At 42.3% G+C, this 18,976-nt stretch carries 16 protein-coding genes; 11 read left to right on the forward strand and 5 right to left on the reverse strand.

From position 1 onward, the window contains the following. Window positions 1-285 precede the first annotated feature (285 nt). Window positions 286-1,374 carry a trypsin-like peptidase domain-containing protein gene (locus ACJAT7_RS03570; protein ID WP_415225424.1) on the forward strand — a complete coding sequence of 363 codons (1,089 nt, stop codon included), beginning with the start codon at window positions 286-288 and terminating at the stop codon, window positions 1,372-1,374. An 87-nt stretch (window positions 1,375-1,461) separates the two neighbouring features. Here ACJAT7_RS03570 and ACJAT7_RS03575 read toward each other — a convergent pair whose 3' ends face one another. Then, complete coding sequence (locus tag ACJAT7_RS03575) at window positions 1,462-2,289, reverse strand: substrate-binding periplasmic protein (protein ID WP_415225425.1); 828 nt, start codon at window positions 2,287-2,289, stop codon at window positions 1,462-1,464. 151 nt (window positions 2,290-2,440) lie between these two features. Between ACJAT7_RS03575 and ACJAT7_RS03580 the strand changes: the two genes are divergently transcribed. The 4 genes from ACJAT7_RS03580 (at window position 2,441) to ACJAT7_RS03595 (ending at window position 4,523) form a co-directional block, all read left to right on the forward strand. Next, window positions 2,441-2,602 carry a hypothetical protein gene (locus tag ACJAT7_RS03580; protein WP_415225426.1) on the forward strand — a complete coding sequence of 54 codons (162 nt, stop codon included), beginning with the start codon at window positions 2,441-2,443 and terminating at the stop codon, window positions 2,600-2,602. Then, window positions 2,602-3,249, forward strand: a complete 648-nt coding sequence (locus ACJAT7_RS03585) for an alpha/beta family hydrolase (RefSeq protein ID WP_415225427.1) — start codon at window positions 2,602-2,604, stop codon at window positions 3,247-3,249. Before ACJAT7_RS03580 ends, ACJAT7_RS03585 begins: the two co-directional genes overlap by 1 nt. 140 nt (window positions 3,250-3,389) lie before the next feature. Beyond that, entirely contained in the window at window positions 3,390-3,752 is a 363-nt protein-coding gene (locus ACJAT7_RS03590) for a DUF2784 domain-containing protein (RefSeq protein ID WP_415225428.1), read from the forward strand. 15 nt (window positions 3,753-3,767) lie between these two features. Then, window positions 3,768-4,523, forward strand: coding sequence for an alpha/beta hydrolase (locus ACJAT7_RS03595; RefSeq protein ID WP_415225429.1), 756 nt, complete (start codon window positions 3,768-3,770; stop codon window positions 4,521-4,523). Between the two features lie 260 nt (window positions 4,524-4,783). On the opposite strand, the gene ACJAT7_RS03600 is transcribed toward ACJAT7_RS03595, so the two are convergent. Continuing rightward, window positions 4,784-5,761 carry a LysR substrate-binding domain-containing protein gene (locus ACJAT7_RS03600; RefSeq protein WP_415225430.1) on the reverse strand — a complete coding sequence of 326 codons (978 nt, stop codon included), beginning with the start codon at window positions 5,759-5,761 and terminating at the stop codon, window positions 4,784-4,786. 140 nt (window positions 5,762-5,901) lie between these two features. Here ACJAT7_RS03600 and ACJAT7_RS03605 point away from each other — a divergent pair, with 140 nt between their 5' ends. Next, window positions 5,902-7,128, forward strand: coding sequence for a multidrug effflux MFS transporter (locus tag ACJAT7_RS03605; protein ID WP_415225431.1), 1,227 nt, complete (start codon window positions 5,902-5,904; stop codon window positions 7,126-7,128). A 404-nt stretch (window positions 7,129-7,532) separates the two neighbouring features. Here the strand turns inward: ACJAT7_RS03605 and ACJAT7_RS03610 are convergent, their stop codons facing one another. Continuing rightward, window positions 7,533-9,506: a cache domain-containing protein gene (locus ACJAT7_RS03610; protein WP_415225432.1), complete on the reverse strand. Its 1,974-nt coding sequence runs from the start codon at window positions 9,504-9,506 to the stop codon at window positions 7,533-7,535. A 369-nt stretch (window positions 9,507-9,875) separates the two neighbouring features. Beyond that, complete coding sequence (locus ACJAT7_RS03615) at window positions 9,876-11,891, reverse strand: SEC-C metal-binding domain-containing protein (protein ID WP_415225433.1); 2,016 nt, start codon at window positions 11,889-11,891, stop codon at window positions 9,876-9,878. Between the two features lie 524 nt (window positions 11,892-12,415). Here ACJAT7_RS03615 and ACJAT7_RS03620 point away from each other — a divergent pair. Continuing rightward, window positions 12,416-13,177 (forward strand): class I SAM-dependent methyltransferase, encoded by a 762-nt coding sequence (locus tag ACJAT7_RS03620; RefSeq protein WP_415225434.1) that lies wholly within the window; start codon window positions 12,416-12,418, stop codon window positions 13,175-13,177. A 223-nt stretch (window positions 13,178-13,400) separates the two neighbouring features. Here ACJAT7_RS03620 and ACJAT7_RS03625 read toward each other — a convergent pair whose 3' ends face one another. Then, entirely contained in the window at window positions 13,401-14,075 is a 675-nt protein-coding gene (locus ACJAT7_RS03625; RefSeq protein ID WP_415225435.1) for a fructose-6-phosphate aldolase, read from the reverse strand. Window positions 14,076-14,217: 142 nt separating this feature from the next. On the opposite strand from ACJAT7_RS03625, the gene ACJAT7_RS03630 reads away from it, so the two are divergent. The 4 genes from ACJAT7_RS03630 (at window position 14,218) to ACJAT7_RS03645 (ending at window position 18,649) form a co-directional block, all read left to right on the forward strand. Beyond that, the gene (locus tag ACJAT7_RS03630) at window positions 14,218-15,129 is read left to right on the forward strand and encodes a glycyl-radical enzyme activating protein (RefSeq protein WP_415225436.1); all 912 of its coding nucleotides are present in this window, start codon (window positions 14,218-14,220) and stop codon (window positions 15,127-15,129) included. A 5-nt stretch (window positions 15,130-15,134) separates the two neighbouring features. Beyond that, window positions 15,135-17,561: a formate C-acetyltransferase/glycerol dehydratase family glycyl radical enzyme gene (locus tag ACJAT7_RS03635; RefSeq protein ID WP_415225437.1), complete on the forward strand. Its 2,427-nt coding sequence runs from the start codon at window positions 15,135-15,137 to the stop codon at window positions 17,559-17,561. Between the two features lie 71 nt (window positions 17,562-17,632). Then, window positions 17,633-18,373: a DNA-binding transcriptional regulator YciT gene (locus tag ACJAT7_RS03640; RefSeq protein ID WP_415225438.1), complete on the forward strand. Its 741-nt coding sequence runs from the start codon at window positions 17,633-17,635 to the stop codon at window positions 18,371-18,373. A 93-nt stretch (window positions 18,374-18,466) separates the two neighbouring features. Then, window positions 18,467-18,649, forward strand: coding sequence for a hypothetical protein (locus tag ACJAT7_RS03645; RefSeq protein WP_415225439.1), 183 nt, complete (start codon window positions 18,467-18,469; stop codon window positions 18,647-18,649). Window positions 18,650-18,976 lie beyond the last annotated feature (327 nt).

Here is an 18,976-nt window from a genome sequence, read left to right on the forward strand (position 1 = left end):
TACATCATAAAGAATATGATGTTTCTGAGGAATTATTAATAAGCGCATTTTCAGCGCTTATTGAGGAAAGTTTTTATGAATAATGCTGTGGGGATCTCTCAGGCTTTAGTCCACAATAAGAAAGGTTTGGTTGTACCCTAATTTTTCATTGAAATAGTCATTATTATTTGTTTATTATTTTTTTATTATTTTGGGCTTAGAACGGGTAATATCATTTCATATTGGTTAGAATCTTATAAAAATTAATATACTTTTTAATTGTTAATGAATTTGAGAATAATTTAAATGTCCCAACATATTGTATCAATCTTAATAATGGTTATTTCTTTATCTATTGCAAGCAGTCATGCTGAGGTATATAGCTACCAAGATGAGGAAGGGAAATGGCATTTTACAGACAAGATCCCCAGCGAAGATAGAAATGCAGTGCTGCTGGACGTTGATAATACCCAAACAACTTCTGAACCAATCAATAAGAAAACAGGTAACGATCTGCAGACCTATTTGACCGATTTAATTCAGCCGAATAATGATATCGAAAAAGCGACCCTTGCCGTGGTAAAAATTAAAACCCCCACAGGATCTGGCTCTGGATTTTTTGTTAGTGAGCAGGGACATATTATTACTAACAAACATGTTGTGCGTATAACTGCAACCAAGTACTGGAAGTCAGAACAACAAAAAATCAAGGTGGGAGAGCAGAAAATAAAAGAAGCGAAAGAATATTTACAGCAAAAAGAATTAGAGATGCAAAAGTATGAAAATGAGCTGGCTGATTATAAAAAACGTATTGTTCTCGCGGCTGAGAATGATAAAGCGGATATGCAGGAAACCTATAATTATTATTTAAAACGCCACAATAATCAGAAAAAAAAGCAGAATAAAATCACTGCTGACTATAGAAAAGCCAAAGACACATTTTCAAAACAAAAAAGGAAAATTAGGCAGTCTAGAACAACCAATACATTTAAAATTATTCTCAAAGATAATACAGAATTGCAGGCCAGCCTGGTTAAGCTAAGCCCGAAGTTTGATTTGGCGTTACTACAATTGACCGGTAACTATAAAACCCCATTTCTTAAAAACAGCAACCATTCCACTCAAGGGATGGATGTTTATGCCATTGGTAGTCCTCTGGGTTTTAAAGATTATGTATCCAAGGGCGTTATAATGGGCCAGGAAAGAGGGAATATTGTGACTGATACTCAGATACTTCCCGGTAATAGTGGCGGCCCATTAATTACGCCTGATGGCGAAGTGGTTGGTATTAATACGGCCGTGTATCGCGCTGGCGAAACGATTGGTTCTGAAGTCTTTGGTTATGCCATCCCCGCTTCAATTGTTGAAAAAGAATTTGCGAGTGAGTTGTATTAGATCCAACATTAAGTGCTTAGCATCCGCGGTTGATATGGAAGCCGCCATTAATGAATATTGAGCTATTTATAGATAATAGAGTAGAAGTCAGTCGAGGGCTTGCTTGGTATTTTGCGGGGAAAGGATGCTGTTTGGAACCATCTCTATTGTCTCCTCATAGTCATTGAATATTTTATTGTACAGGCCGTTTTCCTGTATGGTTTTTAAGCCATAATTAAAATCATCACGAATTTTTTCTGAAGTAAATGCATAATGGTAAGCGGTGGGGGGGAATATACAGTGATACTTAACCTTCTGTTCCAGCTCCGTTTTGTTAATAACGAAGACTGTTTCGCTATTCCAGGGCTGCAGTAACTGCTTATGAAAATACTTGAATATATTTCTTTCTGAAATAACCACATCAACCCGTTTTTTGAATAGCTGTTTTATCTGCTGCGACTGATTGGATAGTTCTTTATATTGTGCATTTTTAAGGGTCATTGCGTTGAATTCCAGCCCCAATATTGTTGATGCTCGTTGAAAAGCAACGATACGTTTGTCTTGTAAGTCATTAATCTCATTAATGACAAATTTGTTGTCGGCTAAGCTTATGGCACAATTTTGAAATCTTACCACCCGATCTGAATAGAAACCTTTGACCATCCCTTTTTTTACATTAATTACAGCATCAACCAAGCCTGAGTCAAATGACTCAAAAGATCTAGCCAAGGGCAAATAGTATGCTTTTATGGTATGACCTTTAACTGCAAATGCTTCTCTGAGTATATCCAGCTCTAATCCCGTCTCAGTTTCTTTGATTACCCATGGCGGGATTGAAAAACTAATGGCGACAGATATTTGCTCTGCGCGCAGTTGTGCAGAAAAGAGAAAAATCATCAGTACTATTAAGCAGGAAGTTAAGATGTTTTTCGGCAAAATAAATATCCCAATGCTAAAGTTCGTTATTAAGGGAAGAGACAGCTATCAAAAAACCTAGCGTAGACCGCTAGCAAAATAATCATTATAACCATAGCATCTTCTTCGGTCTGAGGCGCCTATTATAGCCCTAAAGCGGGAGATCCAATGGGTGAGCGATTTTCCTGCCTGCTCGATGACTTTAGCTAAATCACAAGCTCAAAGTGTTAACGGCAAAGGATCCACGCTTGACGAGGGACGCGCGGCTAACGCATTATCAGTATTACCTTTTCTATTATATAAAAACCGAACCCGACTTAACCAGGAGCAATAATGAAACTTACCTACAACGGTCCCGTTGACGGCCCTTTATTTGTTTTTGCACATGGCGCCGGCGCGGGCGCTGATTCCGATTTTATGGAAAATATTGCCCAAGGGCTGGCTTTACGCGGGGTTTGCGTGGCGCGTTTTAATTTCCCCTATATGCAGCAACGAATTGATAACGGCACACGCCGTCCACCAGAGCGGGCGCCTAAGTTAATCGGGCAATATGCGGCGCTGATTGCCGGCATAGAGCAACCTATGGTGATTGGCGGTAAATCAATGGGAGGACGTATCGCAAGTTTAGTGGCTGCGCAGTTATCCAGTGAAAAAGCGCTTGCAGATAATAGTCTTATTAAAGGCGTTGCCTGCTTAGGCTTCCCGTTTCATCCCACCGGTAAGCCTGAAAAGTTGCGTACGGAACATTTTCCATTGATTGAGCAGAGCCTCTTAATTATTCAAGGAGAGCGAGATGCCATGGGGACTAAAGAGGAAACTGAGAGTTATGACCTGCCGGATGATATTCAATGGTTATGGCTTGAAGATGGTGACCACTCACTTAAACCGAGAGTAAAAAGTGGTTTTACCCAGCAAGCTCATTTACAGCGGGCAATGGATACACTGGCGGCCTTTATTAAAAAGGCAACAACTAACGGTTAGCTTGATAGACGAGAAAAAGCGTTAATGTTAAGTGCCCTGATAAGGTGTATTAATTGGCATGGCTTGCATCCCTCAACCATAGTTGTATAAAGCTGGCGTTTGCTCCCAATCTTAGTGTCAGCTATGGAACGGATAAGAGAATGATTTACCTAATACTGGCAGATTTACTGGTGATAGTGCATTTATTGTTTATTATTTTTGCGCTCTTGGGCGGGCTGTTGCTGATATGGCGCGCCTCTCTTTTTTGTGTCCATCTCCCCGCCGTAGTCTGGGCAGCGTTAATCAGTTTTAAGGGCTGGATCTGTCCATTAACCCCGCTGGAAAATCAGTTGAGGAGTATTGCCGGGACGCAGGGCTATACGGAGGGATTTGTCAGTCACTATTTAATTCCGGTTATTTATCCGGTCGGTTTAACCCTTAATATGCAGATTATACTTGGCATTTTTGTCGTGGTAATTAACATCGGCATCTATTGTTTTGTCTATTATAAGCGTATGACTTAGGAGAGTAGGAAACGGATGAAAAATACCATGGTTAAAATAGTGTTGTTCTATATCGGCTTGTGCCTCATTCTGTTTATTACGCAGCGTAAGTTTTTATATTTTCCGCAACCGGCTACTGCAGTGAGCGGTGTGACTGAAATTCAGTTTAATACTGACGGCGAGCAGTTGAACGGTTGGGTGGTTAATGAGGGGCGTGCTAAGGCGTTAATCTATTATGGTGGTAATGCCGAAAGTATCGAAAACAATATTGCTTTTTTTGAGGCGGTATTGCCGGATTATAGCGTGTATTTAATTCCCTATCGGGGTTATGGTAACAGTACGGGCGATCCCAGTGAAGCGCATCTCTATCAGGATGCGCTGCATATTTTTGATCGGGTAAAAGTTAACCATCAGCAGATCTCTTTAATGGGCTGGAGTCTTGGCTCCGGCGTTGCCACCTATGTTGCGGCTAATCGACAGGTGGAAAAACTGATACTGGTGACTCCCTATGACAGCATCGTCAATGTTGCTAAAAGTGTCTATTGGATGTTTCCGGTTTCTCTGCTTATTAAAGATAAGTTTCAGTCAATAAAGCGGGTGAAAAATATCAGCGCGAAAACCTATATCTTTATTGCGGAAAACGATGGCGTGATTCCCCGCGCCAGAAGCGAACAGTTAATCGCTCAGTTTACCGATCAACTAATCGATTCAACCCTAGTCCGCGGAGCCAGTCATAACGATATTTCGCAGTATCCTGAATACATTGCAGGCTTGAAGCGGGCACTGGATTAATCATAAGCTGAAAATTTTCAGCCCATAGTGCAGTCTTTTTTATTAGGCGGGTTGACCTTGCCAACTAAAATGGCGGTTTGATTTTTGGGTGACTAAGCCTTTTTCCAGTAATCCCAAAATATAGTGTCGACTTCTTCACCACTAATTTTTTACCGATTTAAGCACAAGGGTAGGCAATTACTTGGAAAAAGAAAATATTGTTTAATAAATGCATGCAAAAAATTGCCCAGCCCCTTTTCTTTGTTCATATAGCTCGCTACTCACTTCAATTTCCCGTCTGGCGTCAGCATCGCTTTTGCTACGCTTGCATTGATGGTCTCCCGGACCCATTTATGTCCCGGTTCATCGTTATTGCGTTTGTGCCATAACAGCACATAAGCGAGCTGTGAAAACTCGATCGGTAGAGGCAACTGTACCAATGGATAGAGTTTCTGTGCATGTGCTACAAAACTCGAAGGCAGAGTAAAAACAAGGTCGCTGTGCGCGCAGACGCTGGCTGCACCGTAAAAATCGGGCAGGGTACTGATGATGCGGCGATTTTTACCTGATTCTGCTAAAAGGTAATCTAACGCCCACCAATCATTACCTTCGCAGCGTACTTGCAGATGCGACATCTGCAGATAAGTGTCTAGATTCCAGGGGGCATTTTGGAGTGTTGCAAGTATGGGATGATTTTTACGTACTAAACAGACCTGCTGATCGGTAAATAGGGTGGTCTGGGTGATCCCGTCAGGAAGATTATTAAGCCTGTAATCAGATGTGGGGTGAAGATCCCGAGCGGTAAGACCAAAATCAATTTGCCCTTGCAGTAAACCCTGCATCGATTTTTCTGTCCAGCCATAAGTATCCAAAGATATATTAGGCGCCTGGCTCAGAAGCGGGCCAATATAAGCGGGTAACAATGCATCATAGGCGCTTTCGACCATAGCAAAAGAGAATTGCCGTTGGCTGGTTGCGGGGATAAAACCCGGTGGCAGGGTCACTTGATATAATCCCTGCAACAGAGCGGGCAGCTGCAATTTTAACTGCAAGGCATGAGAGGTGGGCTTTAGACCATGTGCACTGCGTAAAAAAAGCGGATCGCCAAGAGCATCACGGAGTCGGTTAAGGCTTTTACTTAAGGCTGATTGACTGAGGTGCAAACGACTGGCGGCTCTGGTAACGCTCTCTTCTTCGAGTAATATTTGTAAGATGACTAATAGATTAAGATCAATCCGCGTAAGATTATCAATGTTCATAGATATTCCTTAAAGGAAATTAGGTTTGGAATTTATATCATTATGATTCATATCTTACGGTGCGTAAACTGCAGCGCATATTCAAAGAGTAGTAAATTTGGTTATCGCTGTATTATTTAAAGAAAATCACTGAGGAAAAAATGCGCAAAAGTATATTACCTGTCTTGATGGCTATGGTGGTTTTAAGTCCCCTTGCTATTGATATCTATCTACCTTCCATGCCTGTTATGGCTACTGAATTCAATATTACATCCAGTGAAGTGCAGTCTACTTTAATACTGTTTTTATTTGCTATGGGAATCGGGCAAATATTGATTGGTCCGCTTGCAGATCGTTTTGGTCGCCGGCCGATCGCCATTGCCGGTATCGTACTTTATTGCTTTGGTAGCTTACTGGCCGCAATGGCAGGGGAGTTTGAATGGTTACAAATAGCGCGAGTACTGCAGGGAATTGCCGCCTGTGCGACCTCGATTGTGGTTTTCAGTGCGGTGCGTGACAGTTTCAATAGCCAGCAAAGCGCGCATTATTACAGTTATCTGAATGGGGTTATCTGTGTGGTTCCTGCATTGGCACCAACCTTAGGCGGATTACTTGCGCTGCAGTTCGGCTGGCGTGCAACTTTTGTATTTATGGCCCTGTTTGCGATATTTGTATTGTTGTTCGTATTATATAGGCTGCCTGAAACACGGCCGGAAAATACCGATACCAGCGGGCGTTTGTATCATTGGCAACGCTTTAAACCCGTTCTTCGGGAGCCCCATTTTATCTTCTATGCTTTTGTCTGCATGGTCGGCATGGCATCCATTTTAACTTACGTCTCTTATGCGCCTGTTTGGTTGATAAGAGAGTTAGGGATCTCCGAATTAAGCTTTAGTGCCCTGTTTGGTTTGAATGCGGCGGTTAATATTTCTGCCTGTTTTGCCGCGCCCAAGGTTATCAAAAAATTTGGCAACCGTGCAACGGTCATGATTGCTTTAACCACGCTGTTAGCTTCTGCTTTACTGGAGCTCGCGGCTCAGCAATGGGGACCGAACGCTGGTTTGTCTGGCGCATTTAGCTTTATGTTACCTATGATGCTGTTATGTATTGGTTTTGCATTATTACTCGGACCCGCAACCAGCATGGCACTGAGTGCCTTTGGCGAACGCGCAGGCACTGCGAGTGCCATGTTAGGGTGTATTCAAATGAGCGGCGCAGCGCTTCTTTCCGGTTTGATCCAACAAACCAGCTTAGCAGCGCCCGATGCGGTCGCCTTATTAATGGGCGGTTTATCGGTAAGTTTATTGCTGATAATGGTTATGCCACGCTTTAACCACTGGCATATATACCCAAACCACTTCAAGATGCAGGAATCAGCAAGACGATAAATGATGGAATTCTAGGCAGAAGGCTGATGATCTAGTTATTCTAAATCAAAGCCTTCTAACAACGAAGATCATCGTTTATCGTCTTGCCCTTCGGGAGTTTCGCCCGAAAGCTAGTGCTGCGTTGCAACACTTGAAAAGGGAATAACCATTCTCATCATGTTGCGGCTTACTCTAGCATCCGGGCGAAGCTCTGAATCTGTATCTTGAGGTAGCTTGGGTATAGAGCAGTTAGGATATTAAAAAAGTGGTCCGCTTATACTGAAGGTTTTGTCCTGCCGCCGTGATCTCCTTAAGTGGATCGTTTTTTTATTCTTTTGGTTTGTCGCCATATTTCAGGATCGTGCCCGGCAAAGCGACCTGCGGCAATTAAGGCTTTTCCGGCCGACGCAAAAAGTCTTTGCTGTCTAGTCTTCCCCGATGGAAACCCGATTTCGGCCACGGGTTTTGGCAATATAGAGATGTTTATCAGCCTTTGCAAACAGGCAATCTATGGTATTGCATTCCATTCCGAATTGAACAACACCGATACTGATAGTGATCTTGACTTCAACCTTCGGTCCCCCATCCACAACCATATTCTGAACAACGCCGCGTATCCGCTCTGCTATCGCCTCGGCACTCTTAATATCCGTGCCGGGCAAGAGCACTGTGAACTCCTCTCCCCCTATTCGTGCCATGACATCCATAGGGCGTAACAGCCCAACGACTTTTTTGGCAAGGGCTTTGAGCACCTCATCCCCTATCTGATGTCCATAGCAATCGTTGACTTTCTTGAAATGGTCAATATCGAGCATCAGGAGAGAGAGCGGAGCGTCGGTTCGTGTTGCTCTCGATATTTCGGCATTGGCTCGTAAGAGGCCGTCGCGTCGGTTGCTGATACTGGTCAAGGGGTCAATGCTTGCAAGCCTTTCCCACTTCAGGTTGGTGGCTGCAAGTTCGGCTGTACGCTCTTCAACCCTGGTTTCCAGAAGGTCGCGATCCTTCTTGAGTGCTTCCTCGGCGATCATTCGCTCACCGACTTCTTCAGCGAGTTGAATATTCTTATTGGCGAGTTCCTTATTGCCTGCAAGCAGTGCTTCCATAGCCTGTTCCGTATAGCAGTTCGCCCTTTTAATCGATCCTATCATCCTGTTAAGAACTACCCCTAACTGCTGTGTTTCCACTGTACCGCATACAGGAATAGACGCATCATTCAGCTCCCTCAGTCCTCTTTTTTCGATATTCTCCCCGGCAATGATCAGTTTTTTTAGTGGGCCCACCAGATTTCTGGCAAGCGCAATGGAGAGAATAAAGGCAAGCGCCAACACTGTGATTGAGATGATAATTATTTTTTGCCGCAGCACTTTCCCGGGAGAGGCGATCTCTTCGAGATAGACCGACGATCCTATATACCAGTCAAGGGGTTTGTAGTAGTTCATGTAAGCTCTTTTTTTAAACCTGTAATCTTTCTCGTATTCCGGCTTGTCCCAGGTATAGTCAAAGGGTTTCATGGGATGAGTTGACGCTTCGATCAGTTCATCAATAATAAGTTTACCTGAGTCGGGGTTTATCAAGGAGGAAAACTGTTTACCGGAAAGGTTGGGATGGATAAGTATCTCTTTTTTGCCGTTGAAAAGGAAAAGATAACCTGTTTTGGCGATTCTTATCTGCGAGAAACTCTTTTCCAGCTCCTGCATGATGGCAGTAAGTCTGCGATCTACCTCCGTTTCAATATCATCAACATAGACCCCGCTACCGACAACCCAGCCCCACTCCTTAAAAAGCTGCACATAGGAAATTTTCGGCTGGTCGATGGATATCCCGATTTGTGTCGGCTTTGGCCAGAGATAATCTACATAACCCTCTCCCTCCTTCTGACATATATCGGCCATGGCGACAAAGAGATTTTTCTGTATGCCTAATGCGGTGAAATATTTAGGATCGTCAAGGATTACCCCTTCAAGATCCGGCAAGATGGGGTGCATGATAAGCCGCGGGATAGGTGTTTCGAGATTATTTATCCAGACATATCCGTCCCCCTCATCATATCTCATCCGCCGGATAGCGTCTTTGGCCTGCTGTTTCGCCTGCTCTTCGGTAATAACGCCCTGCTGATATTTTAAATAGCTACTGCTGATCTGGGATATTGCAAGGGTGACAATGTTCTTCAACTCAGATTTTCGCATTGCAAGGGTCGCTTCCCTATAAAATATCAGACTCTGGTTTTCATTATCTAGATTTAGAAGGGATAAGCTGATCGCATCAATGGCATGCTGATCTTCCGCTATGAAGAGGGCATTTTCCAAGCTTCTCTGGGCAAGAAATGTAATGATCAGTACGGTAAGCAGCACAACGCCAGCAACAACGAACAATATTCTTGACCAAAGGTGTTTAAACATAGAACCGTCCCTGTAGATATTATAAGAAGAGCAAGGCCTTTCAATTGATAGTATAGGAGTTTTAAAAAAAAACACTCTCCTGGATTTAAACTTGGGAGCCTCGGTATTTAGTTGATAAATATGGATTTTAGTTGCTGTTATGGTGATTTTTTTTGGACGTTTCAACCGCTTTTTTGCATTATAATTCAGCCGATTTTTTCTCGCTTTTATTAAGTATCAGCATTTATATGTTACGCGTATCTTGGATATTGGTGTGATCAAATATCGAATCAAGGGGACTTTAGTGCGCAGAAGTAAAATAAACCCCAACGCGCTTTTAGCGTTGAACAGTTATTAGGGCATTATTATTAATTTTATTTTTTGATTCACTTAGTGTCGCTTGATCCAGTTCTCCAGTTCTTGACGAGGGATGATATCAAGCATGGTTAGCACCTTTCCCGCTTGCCAGTGAAGTAGTAAGCGATAATCACGATTAATACGAATGCGGTAATAATCGCTGAGTCTTTTTATTCTTTTAGTTTGTCGCCATATTTCATGATCGTGGCCAGCAAAGCGACCTGCGGCAATTAAGGCTTTTCTGGCAATATTTTCGGGCAGATGCAAACAGGATTTGCTAAAGTTGTCGCTATAAATAGGAACTACTAGCTTGCCGCTGGGGGCTAACTCAAGTTCACTCTCAGTGCCGTTGGGCTCGGCTTGCAAGGGCGTTTTTTCCTGTTTTAATGTTGCCTGATTGTTTTCTCGCTCTTGTTTTAACTCATTTTTTAATTGCTTACGCTGATCCTGTTGGACGCCTATTTCACCTTTAAGTATTGCTACTTTATCTCTTAAACGTGAAATAGTGCTATCAGCTTTATTGTCTGTTGCTTCATTACGGATAACTGGCTGAACTTGCGGTGTTTGGATTAATAGTTGGTGATCTTTATGCTGTAGTTCCTTTTCCAGCGCTTGTAATGAATATTGTTTGTCTTTGAGTAATAGGCGAGTTGATTTTAGTTGCTCACTTAACTTGTCCATTGCTGCGTTATTGACGCTGGCAAGATGATGCTCTCTTTGGTTATCTTGTTGCCATTGTAATAGTGGTTCAACGGGATCGAGCCAAGGATCTATATCTAAATCAATGCGAATGCCCTGGATTATTTCAAGCAGCGCTTCGTTATCAAAATGATTTTCCGGTTGGCTGACAATTGCAGCCCGAGCAAATACCAAGGCTAAGCTAGGAAAGTGGTCTGCAAAATCATAAGCTAAATCAGTTAACTCGTGCGTTAAGATACAATCGGTCTGGCCAGTAACGGCCTCTAAACAGAGGTGCTCTAATTTTTGATAATGTTGCGGATTTTCCAATATATCGAAAAGAAGCGTCTGCTGATCATCAATCTCAATATTATTACTCAAACAATAGGTTTGCAGTTTATGTGCTAACTGGGTTTCCTCCGCATTTAAGAGAAACCTTAATAGGTCATCAAAATGGCCAGTATCAAAGTCTGGGATCTGCTGCTCACAAGCAAGCAACATCTCATAGGCAAGTAACCATAAATTGAACTCACAGGCTTGCCTGAATGCGGGGAATAGCTGTTTATCACCTAATTTGTCAGCCTTAAGTACCTTAATTTCATTTAGCTTTAAGTCGTATATTACTTCCGCTTTATTAACTAAACCTGGGCTCTTTTTTAGTTCAGTCTGGGTAATTCCTTGATAAGCTGAGGCGTCACTTTGTAACGCTTGATCTTTTTCCCTGCAACATTTTTTATATTTTTTTCCACTGCCACAGTGACATGGTTCATTTCTCCCCTGCTTTTCAACGGCGCGGCGCATAGTGTAGCTACCGCCAATGATTTTGTGTGGTGGTGATGCAGGCAGGAGTTCAGATAAAGGCATTCGAAATATGAATTTGAGCACTTCATTATCTTCAGGGTGTTCAATCGCGCACAGCGCGCTATCTAAATGATACTGCCATAAAGAATGGTGGCAGATTAATTTGAGTTTTTGCAGGATTTTACTCAGTACGGCTGTTTCCTGCTGCTGATCAATAATAAATGTTGCCGCTATGCAGCTGGCCCACACTCTTGCTGAAAGCGAACATTTACCGTCATTTGCAGTTTGCAGAAGGTGAGGTACTAAGTTAATGGGCTGATACTCAACTAATGGGGCAATGTGAGTCAAATCTTCAAGCAATGTTAACCCTTGGCAAAATAGCGCGGGAGGGATTGCTAATTTATTAAATGCTGCTAGCCAAAAAGCCATTTTCAGCGCTTCTGGATCAGAATTTTCAATAGCAAGCTCTAATAAACTGATAATCGTTTCACCGTCCAACTTTGCAGCACTCTCTTGAACAGCTGAATAGCAAGGCAATGTGGACGTCAGTATGGCGTAATTTTCATTCATCTTTTTAGAGGAGCTCCAAAATTAACGCGCCAGTCAGCGCGTGGATAATAGACAAAAATTGAGGGGCACCCCCTAGCAAATAAGTATTACACAGATTATTAGATTATGACAAACAGCCCAATTTTTTGGCTCAAGTTCTCTTGCTAAGAATGTTTTTTATAACCGTTGCGAAAGGGGTCATAACCATTTTTTCGCCGAGTTTTTTTTGCATTGCATCGCCGTTGAGTAATACATTATCGCGCCATAAATAATCCATTTTAATGATCTCTTTCACCATAGGATTGAAGCGCGTCACTTTTTAGCTAAAACAAGCTGTATATCGGCTCTTTTGACAAACCCAAAACTGGGAAATACGCATCTTTCCCCTTTAAAAATCAGAAAAATAATCAAAGCCACTTGAATCTATTTAGGCTCTGTTCTTGAAAAGAATCATCACTTAAATTTGCTCACTTACCTAATGCAATTGGTATAAGATGGCCATCTTATTGATTTTTTTATAGTATGGGTAATTACAAGGTTTTTAAATGGATTTACAACAAGATAAAATCATCGCAAAACACTCTTTGGAGCGTATTTATCCAAAGCAACTTAATCAAGATGAAAAAAGCGATAACGAAGTATTAACGATTCATTTAGCGCGTTACCAGTTTGCCTCGCAGCAATTAATGGGAACTCAGATTCTTGATATTGCGTGTGGTTGCGGTTACGGCACCGCATTGATGGCAGAAGCGCATCCTGACAAGCAATTTATTGGCGTGGATCTAGATCCCTGCGCGGTCAAATACGCAAGAGACCATTACCAAGGCAATAACTTACGCTATGAATGCGGTAATGGCATGGATTTTACCTGTGAACTGAAAGGAGAGGCGCACTCGTTCGATACCATTATTAGTCTGGAAACTATTGAACATGTGGCTGAGCCGAAAAAAATGGTGACGCATCTATTAACTCAGCTTCGCGAGAAAGGTGTGATGATTGCCTCTGTACCTACGACACCCACAGTGGATGGTAACCCTCATCATCTGCATGATTTTACAGTGTCCTCTTTTTATCGTTTGTTTTCAGCTGCAAATTACCGGCCGGCAGAAACCTTTGAGCAGATCCAATACTGGGAATTTACAGGGCTATTTTCTAAAAAAGAGTCAAAAGAAAACCGCTCACAAGGCGTAGGGCGTAACATTATTAACCATTATCTTAAGAAACCCAGCGCGCTGTTTTTTAGAGTTTATTCTATTGTGACTAAAGGGTTGAATAATCGTTATTTAACCGCTGTGTTTAGCCAGTAAATGTGAGTTATTAAGCGAGTATGGGGCTGTAATGTGAAGATGTTAATAAACTGATTTTTATGGCGAGGTTTTGTTGTTTCTTTTTTACTAAAAAATTAAATAAGCAGAGGCGTTAAGATCAATTTAACTTCTCAATTTAACTAAAGCACAAGCGCTAGCCGCTTGTACTTTAGTTAATGAAGCGATAATCGCGAGATAGGCACTGGCTTGTCTCCGGGGAAAGTTAACTTTCAAATGAAAGTTTATCCGCAAATGCCTCATGCCAATCTTTGCTAAACTGATCAACTGCCGGTTGCACCGCCGGGTGAGCAAACATCTGCTGCGCAACATCAACAGGCAGTGTGATCGCAGCAATACCCAGCTTCATAACATCCATTGCCTGCTGGGTGTTTTTAAAGCTTGCTGCTAATATTTTACTTGCTAATCCATGTTGATTTATCAAATGCTGCAGATCGGCAACAACGCCAACACCATCAGCTCCCATTGCATCAATGCGATTAACATAAGGTGCAAGATAATCTGCCCCGCATAATGCAGCCAGAAATCCCTGTTGAGCGGAATAAATCGCTGTTGCAAGTACTAAAATCCCCTCTTTTTTGATCTGTTTAATAGCCGCTAAACCGGTTTCGGTTGCAGGTACTTTAACCACCATATCATAAGGTAACTGGTTAATTTGTTTCGCTTCTTCAACCATACCTTGCGCTGTTGTACTGACCACCTGCGCATAAAAACGTGCTGCGGGGCCAAGCTCGCTGGCTAAAGCTGGCAGTAATCTGCTTAAACCCGTTGCGCTGCGGGCAAGAATAGAAGGGTTAGTCGTCACACCTCTTAATGGCAGGCATTGGTTGAAACGAGCTACTTGTTCAATGTCTGCAGTATCAAGATATAGTTCAATCATAGTTATTACTCCGTGCTGTTTATTTAATAGTAAAACTATAACGGTTAAAAACCGTGCGAACAATGATCTAGATCATAGCGGCTTCACTTGAAAGTTGTATCGTTTCACTTATCGAAGGGTTAAGATTTTATACGAGGTGATTATGTTTTTTAATATTCAACGGTTTTCTACCCATGATGGCGATGGTATCCGTTCTATTTTGTTTTTGAAGGGGTGTAGTCTTGCTTGTCCTTGGTGTCAAAATCCAGAAAGCCGCAGTGAAAAACGATCGCTACTTTTTGATAGTCGACTTTGTGTAAAAGATTGCGCTGCTTGTTTAAAAGAAACGCCCGCGATAACGCGTAATAGCGATGATCAAATTATCATTAATCGTAAACAGATTAGTGAAACTGTTTTAGATAAATTAGCGACCGTTTGTCCTACAAAAGCGTTAACTGTCTGTGGTGAACAAGCGCAAGAAGATGCACTTTGCAGTGCATTATTGAAAGACAAACCTTTTTATATCCAAAGCGATGGCGGGGTTACTTTTTCCGGTGGCGAACCTTTGATGCAGCCTCTGTTAGTTGCAAATATTGGCAAAAGAATGCATGACGAAGGCATTAACACCGCAATTGAAACCTGTATGCACGCACCATGGAAAAACATTGAACAGGTTTTGCCTTTTATTGATTGCTGGTTAACGGATTTGAAACATACGGAGCCCAAAAAATTTAAAGCGTGGGCAAAAGGCTCATTACCCCGTATTAAAAATAATTTTCAACAATTAGCCAAAAAAGGGAAACGGTTGGTGATCCGCGTGCCTATTGTGCCGGGGTTTAATGATACAGAAGAAGAGCTAAATAATATTATTGATTTTGTGGTTTCACTTGAAACCTGCTCGGAAATTCATCTGCTGCCGTACCACACATTTGGTATTAACAAATATAAGTTACTGGATATGCCATATCACTGTTCAGAGAAACCATTAAATAATCCTGACCTGCTTGTTAAAACACAGCAATACGCAGAAAACCATCCGAGTAAACAAAAACTCACCGTTCTTATTAGAGGTTAAGCGAAATGAATCTTAATTACTTAGCAACACGTATACACGATCATAAACATCAACTGATTAATATCCTTACGCCTCCTGTGTGTACTGAGAGAGCGCAAGCTTATACCAAGGTATATCAAGAAAATGAAGATAAACCTGTGGTTATGCAGCGCGCGCTGGCATTACAGGAACATCTGCGTACGCGTACAATCTGGATAAAACATGATGAGTTAATTATTGGTAATCAAGCGAGTAAAGTACGCGCTGCACCTATCTTTCCTGAATATACGGTGCGCTGGCTTGAAGCTGAAATTGATGATTTGGCGGATCGACCGGGTGCCGGTTTCGGGGTTACCCAAGAAGATAAAGATAATATCCATAAACTGACGCCTTACTGGCGCGGTAAAACAGTGCAGGATCGTTGTTATGGATTATTTACAGATGAGCAACAAGATCTGCTGGCATCGAGTATTATTAAAGCGGAAGGCAATATGACCTCCGGTGATGCACATTTAGCGGTTGATAATGAAAAAATATTGCGGATTGGCTTGAATGGCTTAATTGATGAAGTACGCGGTCATCGTGCCAAGATCGACCTTGCGGATTTTGAGGATTTAAAACGGGAACAGTTTTTAAAATCAGTGGAGATTGTTTTGCTGGCAGTTCAGCAGCATATTGTTCGTTACGCAGAGCTTGCCGATAAGATGGCGCTTGAAGAGACGCGCAATGACCGCCGCGAAGAGTTACAGACGATAGCGCGCAACTGCCGCCATATTGCGTTTTTGCCGCCGACCTCATTTTGGCAGGCGTTACAGTTATGTTCTTTTGTGCAGCTGGTGCTGCAAATTGAATCCAATGGTCATTCGGTTTCATTTGGACGAATGGATCAATACCTGCACAGTTTCTTTGAGCAGGACGTTAACAAGGATAAAACGGTAAGCCGTGAATTTGCTCTGGAGTTATTACAGAGCTGCTGGTTGAAATTATTAGAAGTGAACAAGATCCGCTCTGGCGCCCACTCAAAAGCATCAGCAGGTAGTCCGCTTTATCAAAACGTCACCATTGGCGGTCAAAACTTGGCTGCAGATGGCAGCAGTAGCGATGCGGTAAACACTCTTTCTTGGGCAATTCTTGAGTCTTGTGGACAGCTGCGTTCAACCCAACCCAACTTGAGTGTGCGTTACCATGAAGGTTTAAATCAGGAATTTCTGATGGCGTGCATTGATGTGATTAAATGTGGCTTCGGCATGCCGGCATTTAATAACGATCAGATAGTGATTCCCGAGTTTATTAAGCTCGGCGTTGAAAAACAAGATGCTTATAACTATTCCGCAATTGGTTGCATTGAAACTGCGGTGCCGGGCAAATGGGGATATCGTTGTACTGGTATGAGCTTTATTAATTTTGCGCGAATTTTATTAGCGTCGCTTGATGGCGGGCGTGATGCAACATCGGATAAGATTTTTTTGGCGAGTGGAAAATCATTAACTAAAGGTAATTTTAATAACTTTGCTGAAATCATGGATGCATGGGGCGATCAGATCCGTTATTTCACCCGTAAGTCGATTGAAATCGATTGTGTCGTTGATTCGGTGCTGGAACAACAGGCACAGGATCTATTTTGTTCGTCATTAGTTGATGACTGTTTGAGTCGTGGCAAAACAGTCAAAGAGGGCGGCGCAAAATACGATTGGGTCTCGGGTTTGCAAGTGGGTATTGCGAATTTAGGTAACAGCCTTGCCGCTGTTAAACAGTTTGTTTTTGATCAGCCGCAAATTACTCAACCCGAATTGGCTCACGCATTAGCGAACAATTACGCCTCATCGGAAGGTGAGCTGCTGCGCCAACGATTATTAAATTTTGCGCCTAAATACGGTAATGATGATGACTCGGTTGATGATCTTATCTGCTTGGCTTATAACGCCTATATCGATGAACTGGCTAACTTTCATAATACGCGCAGTGGTCGTGGCCCTATTGGTGGTGATTACTACGCGGGTACCTCAAGTATATCGGCCAATGTTCCCTTTGGCGCTGCCACTATGGCCACGCCAGATGGGCGTAAAGCGCGGACGCCGTTAGCAGAAGGGGCAAGTCCGGCATCTGGTTCAGATAGATTGGGCCCAACGGCAGTTTATAATTCTGTCGCAAAAATGCCGGTGAATAAAATATTAGGGGGGGTATTGCTTAATCAAAAGTTGACACCCGCCACCGTTGCAAGTGAAGGGGACAGGATCAAGCTATCTATGTTGATTCGGACTTTCTTTAATCACCATAAAGGCTGGCATGTGCAATACAATATTGTATCTCGTGAGACGCTGTTGGCGGCGCAAGAGAATCCAGAGTTATTCCGGGATCTAGTGGTACGTGTGGCCGGGTATTCTGCTTTTTTTACCGCTTTATCGGCAGATGCACAGGACGATATTATTGCCCGTACCGAACATAAATTGTAAGATACTAGGCTTTCACTGGTGTTTCATCTGAAACCAAGTTGAAAGCCTATGTTTATCAAGCAGGATGGTTTATGAACCCAAGACAGAGTGAAATAATACATTTAGTTAATCAGAAAAAGCGCGTTACGGTATCGGATCTTTCTTTGCATGCGGGCGTTTCTGAGGTGACGATACGCCAAGATTTGAATCAACTTGAAATCGAGGGGTACATAAAGCGTGTGCACGGTGCGGCTATCTCATTACAAAGTGATGATCTAAGTGAACGGATGGAAATACGTTTTGATGCTAAGCAGAAATTGGTTGAGCGTGCGGCGAAGCTGGTTAAGTTGGGTGAAACTGTAATGATTGAAGGTGGTAGTGCGAATGCTTTATTAGCACTGCTATTAGCGGAGCGTGGAGATGTCACTATTATCACACCAAGTGCTTATATTGCGCATCTTATTCGTCACACTCAAGCTAATGTTATTTTACTGGGTGGTGTTTATCAGCATCAAGGAGAAAGTCTGGTTGGTTCTCTGACGACCTTGTGTATTGAGCATACGCATTTCAGTAGTGCGTTTTTAGGTATCGATGGTTACCATCAAGATACGGGATTTACCAGTAGAGACATGATGCGCGCTGATGTCGCCAAGGCTATTCTCGCTAAAAACAAACAGAATATTGTGATGACTGATGCGAGTAAATTCGGTCAAATATTCCCAACTAGCATAGGAGATGGCAAACAAATTTCAGTGCTTATTACGAACAAAGAGGCGCCGCAGCAAGATATGGATTTTTTACGTGCGCAAGGTGTAGAGATATTCTTAGAATAAGGCCTTAGCAAGCGCTTTTGATCATTAAAAATAGGACTGGATCTGCCTTTATAAGCTAAAGTTAAGGGTGTGAAGCTATAAAAGGTGATTATTATGCGTGACTATATTGAAACCTTAACGTTAAGGGATTTCGCGACAGAAGAGCTTTTTTTTGAAGCGATATATGACAGATTAAAGCGAGATATAGCAGGAAAGAGGGAAAAAGAAGAACAAGTAGTCAAAGTGGATATTTATATTGATGATCGGCATCATGAATATCACTTGATATATCATTAACCAGTGTAAATCGTGTCTTTAATTTGTGCGGTTAGGTTACAAGCAATCGAGAGACAGGTTGTTGCTGTTTTTTGCTTCAGTAAGCAAAGAGGGCGTTTTTAATTTTTATTCTACGCAACACACTTTCAAGCAGAACTACCGATGAACAGGGAGAGGGGTAATTCTGCCTGTTCTCCTCGAAAGGGTTCTGTCCACAATCAAAGTATTAGATCAAAATAAATCCTCCAGCAGGAACAAATAGCAAAGATAAACAGACCCTGGGATGAATTCAAACATTTTTTTATTGGTTACTGATTAAATTGCTTTATTATAATTTAATCATTAAAG

It is taken from the genome of Psychromonas sp. (assembly GCF_047632995.1).
GTDB lineage: Bacteria > Pseudomonadota > Gammaproteobacteria > Enterobacterales > Psychromonadaceae > Psychromonas.